The 8,328-nt window shown below is 64.0% G+C and carries 7 protein-coding genes and 1 pseudogene; 6 read left to right on the top strand and 2 right to left on the bottom strand.

From position 1 onward, the window contains the following. The 4 genes from AC5JJ6_RS30885 to AC5JJ6_RS30870 form a co-directional block, all read left to right on the top strand. Positions 1 to 913 (top strand): efflux RND transporter periplasmic adaptor subunit (locus AC5JJ6_RS30885; RefSeq protein WP_496045724.1); only part of this gene is annotated, 913 nt, incomplete at its 5' end. A gap of 3 nt (positions 914 to 916) precedes the next feature. Further along, the gene (locus AC5JJ6_RS30880) at positions 917 to 4,024 is read left to right on the top strand and encodes an efflux RND transporter permease subunit (protein ID WP_496045723.1); all 3,108 of its coding nucleotides are present in this window, start codon (positions 917 to 919) and stop codon (positions 4,022 to 4,024) included. A 129-nt stretch (positions 4,025 to 4,153) separates the two neighbouring features. Beyond that, positions 4,154 to 4,885, top strand: a complete 732-nt coding sequence (locus AC5JJ6_RS30875) for a trypsin-like serine peptidase (protein WP_496045722.1) — start codon at positions 4,154 to 4,156, stop codon at positions 4,883 to 4,885. Between the two features lie 57 nt (positions 4,886 to 4,942). After that, positions 4,943 to 5,539: a 2-hydroxychromene-2-carboxylate isomerase gene (locus AC5JJ6_RS30870; RefSeq protein ID WP_496045721.1), complete on the top strand. Its 597-nt coding sequence runs from the start codon at positions 4,943 to 4,945 to the stop codon at positions 5,537 to 5,539. 79 nt (positions 5,540 to 5,618) lie between these two features. Here the strand turns inward: AC5JJ6_RS30870 and AC5JJ6_RS30865 are convergent, their stop codons facing one another. Beyond that, on the bottom strand, positions 5,619 to 5,924 hold the full coding sequence (locus tag AC5JJ6_RS30865; protein ID WP_496045720.1) for a sll1863 family stress response protein: 306 nt from the start codon (positions 5,922 to 5,924) through the stop codon (positions 5,619 to 5,621). Positions 5,925 to 6,262: 338 nt separating this feature from the next. On the opposite strand from AC5JJ6_RS30865, the gene AC5JJ6_RS30860 reads away from it, so the two are divergent. Beyond that, on the top strand, positions 6,263 to 7,318 hold the full coding sequence (locus AC5JJ6_RS30860) for a Glu/Leu/Phe/Val family dehydrogenase (protein ID WP_496045719.1): 1,056 nt from the start codon (positions 6,263 to 6,265) through the stop codon (positions 7,316 to 7,318). 131 nt (positions 7,319 to 7,449) lie between these two features. Here AC5JJ6_RS30860 and AC5JJ6_RS30855 read toward each other — a convergent pair whose 3' ends face one another. Beyond that, on the bottom strand, positions 7,450 to 7,671 hold the full coding sequence (locus AC5JJ6_RS30855) for a (2Fe-2S)-binding protein (protein ID WP_084720715.1): 222 nt from the start codon (positions 7,669 to 7,671) through the stop codon (positions 7,450 to 7,452). Between the two features lie 242 nt (positions 7,672 to 7,913). On the opposite strand from AC5JJ6_RS30855, the pseudogene AC5JJ6_RS30850 reads away from it, so the two are divergent. Next, positions 7,914 to 8,328 (top strand): annotated as a pseudogene (locus AC5JJ6_RS30850) (hypothetical protein); the annotation flags it as partial.

The following is an 8,328-nucleotide window of genomic DNA, read 5'->3' as shown; positions in this document are numbered from 1 at the left end:
CGGAACGCTGCGCGCGAACGAGGCCGTCACCATCAACTCCAAGCAGACCGGCAACATCAAGACGATCCGGTTCGACGACGGCCAGCTTGTCGAGCGGGGAGCCGTGCTGGTGGAGCTGGACGATGCCGAAGCCAGGGCGCAGCTGGCAGTTGCCGAGGCCGACCGCCGCAACGCGCTGCAACTCCTGGAGCGCTCGCGGGCGCTTCTGACCCGGCAGGCCGTCGCCGAAGCCCGGGTGGACGAGTTGACCGCGGCGCTCGACCGGGCGGACGCCGCGGCGCGGGCCGCAAGGGCACGGCTTCAGGATCTTGTCGTCACGGCTCCCTTCGCCGGACAGACCGGCCTTCGCCGCGTCAGTCCGGGAGCGCTGGTGTCGAACGGGACGGTGATCACGACGCTGGACGATATCCGCACCGTGAAGCTGGACTTCCGCGTGCCGGAAGCGGCGCTGGGCAGCCTGCGCCAGGGTCTTGGCGTTTCCGCCAGAAGCTCCGCATATCCGACGGAAACCTTCGCCGGTATCGTCAGCGCCATAGACACCCGCGTCGATCCCGTCACGCGGGCGGTCGAGGTGGTGGCCGTGCTCCCCAACCCCGACCTGCGGCTGAAACCCGGTATGTTCATGAATGTCGGTCTGACGCTTTCCACCAAGGCCGACGCCGTCCTGATCGCGGAGGAAGCGCTGGTGCCGCTGGGCGAGCGCCAGTTCGTCTTCGTGGTCGCCGACGGCCGGGCGCAGCGGCGCGCGATCACGATAGGCCTGCGTCAGGCGGGCATGGTGCAGGTACGGGACGGGGTCAAGCCGGGAGAGCTTGTCGTCGTCCGGGGCACCCAGCGCGTGCGCGACGGGCTTCCGGTCAAGGCGGAGACCTCGCCGCCGCCGACGGTTCCGGCAACAGCCGCCGGGAGTTGAGCCATGGTGCTTTCCGACATCTCGATCCAGCGTCCCGTGCTCGCCGTCGTAGTCAATGCGCTGCTGGTCGTCTTCGGCATCTTCGCCTTCTCCAAGCTGCCGGTGCGGGAATATCCCGCCGTCGATCCGCCTGTCATATCCATCGGCACCACATACGAGGGCGCCTCCGCCGAGGTGATCGAGTCCCAGATAACCCAGGTCATGGAAGGGGCGGTCAGCGGGATCGAGGGTATCAAGACGATCCGGTCGACCAGCCGGGAGGGCACGTCCAACGTCCGGATCGAATTTCTGCTGACGCGGGACATCGAGAGTGCCGCGAACGACGTTCGCGACCGCGTCTCGCGCGCCTCGCGCAGCCTGCCGGAAGAGGCCGACGCCCCCGTGGTCGCCAAGGTGGACAGCGACAGCTCGCCGATCCTGTGGGCGACCCTGACCAGCCAGCAGCTGAGCCGGCTGGAACTGACCGACTATGTCAGGCGCGTGCTGGTCGATCAGATCACCGCCGTCCCCGGCGTCGCCGATGTCAGGATCAGCGGCCAGCGCATCTACGCGATGAGGGTCTGGCTGGACCGCGCCGCGCTGGCGGCGCGCAATCTGACGGTCCAGGACATCGAAACCGCTCTGAGGCGGGAGAATGCCGAACTGCCAGCCGGCCGCATCGAATCGACCCAGCGCGAGTTCACCGTCCGCACCGATACCCGCCTGTCCCGGGCCGAACAGTTCTCCCGGATCGTGATCTCCCAGCGCGGCTCCAACTTCATCCGCCTGGGCGACGTGGCGAAAGTCGAACTGGGCATCCGGGAAGACCGGGGCGACTATACGATCGACGGCCGGGCCGCCGTGGGCCTGGGCATCACCAAGCAGGCGACCGCCAATACGACGGAAGTGGCCGAGGGCGTCAAGTCGCTGCTTCACCGGCTTGGGAACGGTCTGCCCGGCGATGCGGCAGTCGATATCTCTTATGACGAGAGCATCTTCATCGGCGAGTCGATCTATCAGGTCTTCCACGCCCTGACGATCGCCCTCGGACTCGTGGTGCTGGTTACCTGGGTGTTCCTGCGCGACCTGCGGGCGACGATCATCCCGGCCGTCGCGATCCCGGTGTCCATCGTCGCGGCGTTCAGCGTGCTGGCGGCGCTGGGTTACTCGATCAACGTCCTGACACTGCTGGCGCTCGTGCTGGCTATCGGGCTGGTGGTGGACGACGCGATCATCGTGGTCGAGAACGTCAGCCGCCGGATCGAGCTGGGCGAGCCGCCGCTGCTAGCGGCCTATCGCGGTGCCGGGCAGATCGGGTTCGCCGTGATCGCGACCACGGCCGTCCTGATCGCGGTGATCTTCCCGCTGGTGCTGCTCCAGGATACCGTCGGCCGCTTCTTCAAGGAGTTCGCGGTAGCGCTGGGCGCTTCAGTCGCGTTTTCGGCGCTGGTCGCACTGACGCTGACGCCGATGATGTGCGGTCAAATGCTGCGCTCCCATCGACACGGCACCTTCTTCCGGCTGACCGAGCGGTTCTTCGTCGGCATGACCAGCCTGTACTCCCGCCTGCTGAACGGCGTGCTGGGTGCCCCGGTTCTCATGCTGGCGCTGTTCGGCGCGCTGTGCGGCGGGACGCTGTACCTGTTCACGCTGATCCCCCAGGAGTTCACGCCGCCGGAAGACCGCGGGAGTTTCCGGATCGGCGTTACGGCGCCGGAAGGAGCCAGCCAGGACTATACGAGGCGGGAGATCGCGAGCATCGAGCGCATCCTGGCTCCCTACCGCGAGACGGGCGAAGTCGCCACGGTGCTGGCGATCCTCAATCCGGGCTTCGGCGGACAGACCGGCGTCAACCGGGCGACGATCCAGGTCTGGCTTGCTCCATGGGAGCGGCGTTCGCGCTCCCAGTCCGCCATCATGGCCGACCTGCGGACCAAGCTACAGGCCGTGCCGGGAGCTCGCGTGGCTGCCTTCGCCAGCGGCGGCATCGCGCGCGGCAGCGGACTCAATCAGGTCCAGGTCGTGCTCGGCGGCAGCAACTACGAGGAACTGGCCGCGTGGCGCGACCTGTTGATCGAGCGGCTGCGCGACGAACCGGGGCTCGGCACGATCCAGGCCAACTACGACGAGACCAAGCCGCAGTTGCGGATCACGGTGGACCGCGACCGGGCGGCCGACCTCGGGCTCGGCACGCGGGAGATCGGCCAGACGCTGGAGACCCTGATCGGCGGGCGGACGGTGACCCGCTTCACCGACCGGGGCGAGGAATACGACGTGGTCGTCCAGGCCTCCCCAAGTGAGCGGGCGAACCCGCGCGACCTGTCAAGCATCTTCCTGCGGGGCGCCAATACGGACAAGCTGGTGCCGCTGTCCAGCGTGCTGACGGTGCGCGACATCGCCGGTCCCAGCGAGCTGGGACGGGTGGACCGGCTGCGTGCGATCACCGTCACGGCCAACCTGGACGGAATGGCGATGGGAACGGCGATCGACATCGTCCGGCAGGCAGCCGCCGAAGTACTGCCGCTCCAGGTTCGCCTGACCTTCGACGGTGCCGCGCGGGAGCTTCAGGACAGCAGTTCCGCCATCTACTTCGCATTCGGCATGGCGCTGCTGATCGCCTTCCTGGTGCTGGCCGCTCAGTTCGAGAGCTTCACCCTGCCTGCGATCGTCATGCTGACCGTACCGCTTGCCCTGTTCGGCGGATTGTCGGCCATCGTCGCGTCGGCGATGACGCTGAACATCTATACTCAGATCGGTCTGGTCATGCTGATCGGCCTGATCGCCAAGAACGCGATCCTGATCGTCGAGTTCGCCAACCAGATGCGCGACGAGGGCGCCGAGCTTGAAACCGCGATCCGGGAGGCCGCCGCGACACGGCTCAGGCCGATCCTGATGACCAGCATCGCCACCGTGTTCGGCGCCGTTCCCTTGGCCGTGGCATCGGGCGCCGGTGCGGAAAGCCGCACGGCCATCGGTTTGGTCATCGTCGGAGGGGTATCGATCGGCTCGCTGCTGTCGCTGTTCGCAACGCCGCTGCTCTACGGTCTGCTGGCACGGCAGCTCCAACCGATCGGCCGTATCCGTCGCCGCATCCAGGAGTTGGAGCGCCAGCACACGGCCTCGGCGGAGTGAAACGAGGCGGAACTTGCGAAATCGAGTTGATGTCCTTACAACTCCAACGATAGGGCCGAAATACGCCGACCCTGATATTCTCCGACACAGTCGCATGGCAATGGTTTGACTTCAGGACTGGCTCCCGCATTGGCGGCTTTCATCGCGGTTCTGGCGGCGACTTCCCTCTCTCCGGCCGCCGCGGGTCGCGAGCGGTTGCCCGGCATCATGGGACGGGATGACAGGACACCGCTGGACAGTCAGGAATGGCCCTGGTCGGCCATCGGCCGGATCAATCGCAGCACGGGAGGCTTCTGCACGGGAACGCTGATCGGGCCGCGCCAAGTGCTGACTGCCGCCCACTGCCTCTACGACAAGCGCAGCGGACGGAGGGTCAGGGCTGCCGACCTGCATTTCCTGGCGGGATACAGGCGCGGTGAGTTCATCGCGCACTCCGCGGCACTGTCCGTCGTCGTTCCGGACGCCTATTCCTACGGGACGGGTACGGTGCGGGCGGATTGGGCGATCGTCGTGCTTGAGAAAGCCGTGCCGATCAAGCCGGTTCCGGTCAGCGATGCAAGTCCGCCGGCGGGAGCGGTGCTCATGCGCGCAGGATACAGCCAAGATCGAGCCCATCTGCTGTCGATCCACGACGGTTGTTCGCTGGGCAAGAACACCGTGTCTCCCGGGCTGCTGACGCATACCTGCGACGCGACCCATGGCGACAGCGGATCGCCGCTGCTGATGCGGGAGCGGCACGGGCCGGCTATCGTCGGCATCGACGTGGCGGCGGGAACGATAGCCGGAGACATGGTCGGCTTCGCCGTGCCGTCTACCAGCTTTTCGGAAACCGTGCGCGACACGCTGGCGAAAACCAGATAAAGCCAGAGAAGCCGGTCAGGTGAAAACCGGCCGGAGAAAAACAAGAGGGAGCGGACCATGGCGCAGCGTATCGACTATTATTTCACTCCGGTCTCACCCTGGGCCTTCCTGGGGTCGGAACGGTTTCACTCGGTCGCCGCCAAGGCGGGCGCCGAGATCGCCTACAAGCCGGTCAATTTCGGCACCATCTTCCCGGCTTCCGGCGGCTTGCCGCTGGCGAAACGCGCTCCGCAACGCCAAGCGTATCGGCAGGTGGAACTGCGGCGCTGGGCCGATCATCTCGGCATCCCGCTGAACCCGAACCCGACCCACTTTCCGCTGGCGGACGAATTGGCGGCGCTGACGCTGATCGCCGCCGACGAGGCCGGCGCCGACTTGGCAGTGCTCACCACCGCGTTTGGACGAGCACTGTGGGTCGAGGACCGCAACATCGCCGACCGCGAGACGCTGGGCGAGATCCTGGCGAAGAACGGCGTCTCCCGCAGCCTGATCGAACGCGCCGAAAACGATGAGATCAGAGCGCGCCGCGACTCCTATACGGAGCAGGCGCTGACAGCCGGGGTCTTCGGCGCACCGTCATACGTTCTGAATGGCGAAATCTACTGGGGTCAGGACCGGCTGGATTTTCTGGAAAGCGCTTTGGCCGGAAAATAAGGCAACGCCTCGATCGGTCGTTGCCGCCGGGGGAAGCGGTAATCCGTCCCCCGGTGCGCCTGAATTGAGGCTGCTACCCTTAAGCCGCCACTTGGCGCGACTGGCTTTCGACCTGATCGAGTCCGCTACGAAATTGTGCAAGCGCTGCATCGGCGTGCACTTTGACTAATTGCCAGGCGTCGTCGGAGGCGCGGCGGACATCTTCGATCTTGGCTTCGGTCCGATTACGGACCCCACGCAGCGCGTCGAGAGAGCGCTCAAGAGTAAACCTGCGCTCACCGGAGGTTCGCTCGGCCTGCGCCCGCAAGCTATCCAGCCGCTCGCTGAGCATTTTCAGCTCCGTGGCCGCAGCGAGTTCGTATCGATCTCTTCCACGGGTGTTCATCGGATCCCCCAACTATCGCGCATATTCCAAAGCCACCTATGCATTAACCGGGCCAGCTTGCACCTTCGCCAAGCTTGGTGCGTATATGATCCGGTACGATGCTGCTCCCGCGTTCCCCTGAAGGTGGTACATTTGGTTATCCGCAACATTGTTTCTTAGGGTCTTCATTGCAAGTCCCTTTAGGACAAAAACTTCACTGCCACAAATCATTAACATTCGTTTTTTCGAATCGTTCTAGAACTCGTTGATCGTACCCAATAAAAGCCCAATAATTTTAAAAGAGACGGCGTCCGCCGCCGTCACCGGGATTGCTGCAATGCAAAAATAAGAGGATGAGGATGACCGTATTTTCGCAGCAGGACTTCGACGATCATGAGCAGGTGGTTTTCGCATCGGATGCCGAAACAGGTCTGAGAGCCATCATCGCCGTCCATAACACCGTCCGCGGATCGGCTTTGGGCGGTTGCCGCATGTGGGCCTATGCCAGCGAAGGCGACGCGGTGCGCGATGCGCTGCGCCTGTCACGGGGCATGACTTACAAGAACGCTCTTGCTGATCTTCCGTTCGGCGGGGGCAAGTCGGTGATCATCGGAGATGCGCGAAGTCAAAAGTCGCCCGAACTGATGGCTGCCATGGGCCGGGCGGTGGACCGGCTGGCCGGGCGTTACATCATCGCCGAGGATGTCGGCACGTCGGTCGACGACATGGCGGTAATCCGGAACGTCACGCGGCACGTCGCGGGCTTGAAAGACGGCGGCAGTGGCGACCCGTCGCCGGCAACGGCACGGGGCGTCTTCATGGGCATCCGGGCCGCCGTCGATTACCGCCTGCGCCGCAACAGTCTGGACGGATTGCGGGTCGTCGTTCAAGGTCTGGGTCACGTCGGCTGGGACCTGTGCCGGCAATTGGCGGACGAAGGCGTCAGGCTGTCGGTAAGCGATATCCGGCAGGACCATGTGGAGCGCGCGGTCGAAACCTTCGGCGCCGCGCCGATCGACGCCGACTCGATCTTCGATGTGGAGGCGGATGTCTTCGCCCCCTGCGCGCTGGGGGCGGTGATCAACGACAATACCCTGCCCCGGCTCAAGGTGGCGGTCGTTGCAGGATCGTCCAACAACCAGCTCGCTGAGGACCGGCACGGCGCCCTTCTGGCCGAACGTGGCATCCTGTATGCACCCGACTACGTCATCAATGCCGGCGGCGTCATCAACATCAGCCATGAGTTCGGTCCGTCCGGTACCGGCTACGACCGCACCGCCGCCTTCGCCCATGTCGACCGCATTCACGATACGCTCATGACGATCTTCAAGCGCGCGGACGCCGACGGCGTTCCGACGAACATCGCGGCGGATCGGATCGCGGAGGAACGATTCAAGCTCTCAAGGGTTGCATGACCGCATCGGAAGACCGCTGCGCCACCGACGAGACAGGTGGCGTAGCACTTGAGATCAGAGCTTAAAAGCGGAGACCTTGAGCAACAAGGCGGGAAGCGATGTCCGGAACGGGAAGGACTGTTCGCAAAAACTCACTCGGCAGCGATGGCGGCTTCTTCAAGCGGTTCGCAGGTGTTCGCGCAAGTCATCGTCTTGCGATGATCGGCGACCATTTGCCGGACATAGGGAACGCATTTCCCGCACTGCGGCTTGCAGCCCATGCAGTTGAAGAATCCGGCTGCGGTGCAGACGCCTTGCGAGAGCGCTTGCTTGACCTTCTTCTCATTAAATCCGTGGCAGATGCAGACATACATGATGATTTGAACCCAGCCGATGATGCCCTAATCGTTAGAGCAGATGAGAATGAGTGTCAATCGCTTTATTCGTCCGGCATCGCTGGGAGCCATGGGGCCCGTGGTTCGCCATCGATCCAGTCTTAGACGTGCAATGTGCTTTTTTAGGGACTTGTCCCCCGAATGTTGCCATCGCAATCACTAGCGAAAGCTAAATCATAGGGCACGAAAGAAAAAATAACCTAAGGGAGGCTGGAACGACCATGGGGAAAATTGCCGCACCACCGACCCTCTCGACATCCCCCATCCTGGGTCTCTTTTTCGGTCTTTTTCTGGCCGCTCTCGCTTCCGATGCCCACGCCCAAAAGGAAACGAGTACAGCCATATCCGTTTCCTGCGGCTCGGTCGGTATCGAGTTCCAGGTGTGCGAGAGTGGCGTCAAGGCTTGGGAGGCGAAGACCGGACACAGGGTCCAGCTCGTCTCCACCCCTAACGACAGCAACGAGCGCCTCGCACTATATCAGCAGTTGCTTGCCGCAAAGTCGGGCGACATCGACGTCTTTCAGATCGATGTCGTATGGCCGGGCATCCTTTCCAACCATCTGATCGACCTGCGCGACGTGGTCGACCAGCAGGTGCTGGACCAGCACTTCAAGGCCATCGTGACCAACGACGTCG

The sequence above is a fragment of the Skermanella sp. genome, assembly GCF_059503625.1.
The sequence above is the reverse complement of the archived record's forward strand: the minus strand, read 5'-3'. Positions and strand labels throughout refer to the sequence as shown.

What these genes read in the sequence shown, in the direction of transcription:
- AC5JJ6_RS30880 (WP_496045723.1), top strand. Translation starts at nt 917, where the DNA reads ATGGTGCTTTCCGACATCTCGATCCAGCGTCCCGTGCTCGCCGTCGTA.
- AC5JJ6_RS30870 (WP_496045721.1), top strand. Translation starts at nt 4,943, where the DNA reads ATGGCGCAGCGTATCGACTATTATTTCACTCCGGTCTCACCCTGGGCC.
- AC5JJ6_RS30865 (WP_496045720.1), bottom strand. Translation starts at nt 5,924, where the DNA reads ATGAACACCCGTGGAAGAGATCGATACGAACTCGCTGCGGCCACGGAG.
- AC5JJ6_RS30860 (WP_496045719.1), top strand. Translation starts at nt 6,263, where the DNA reads ATGACCGTATTTTCGCAGCAGGACTTCGACGATCATGAGCAGGTGGTT.
- AC5JJ6_RS30855 (WP_084720715.1), bottom strand. Translation starts at nt 7,671, where the DNA reads ATGTATGTCTGCATCTGCCACGGATTTAATGAGAAGAAGGTCAAGCAA.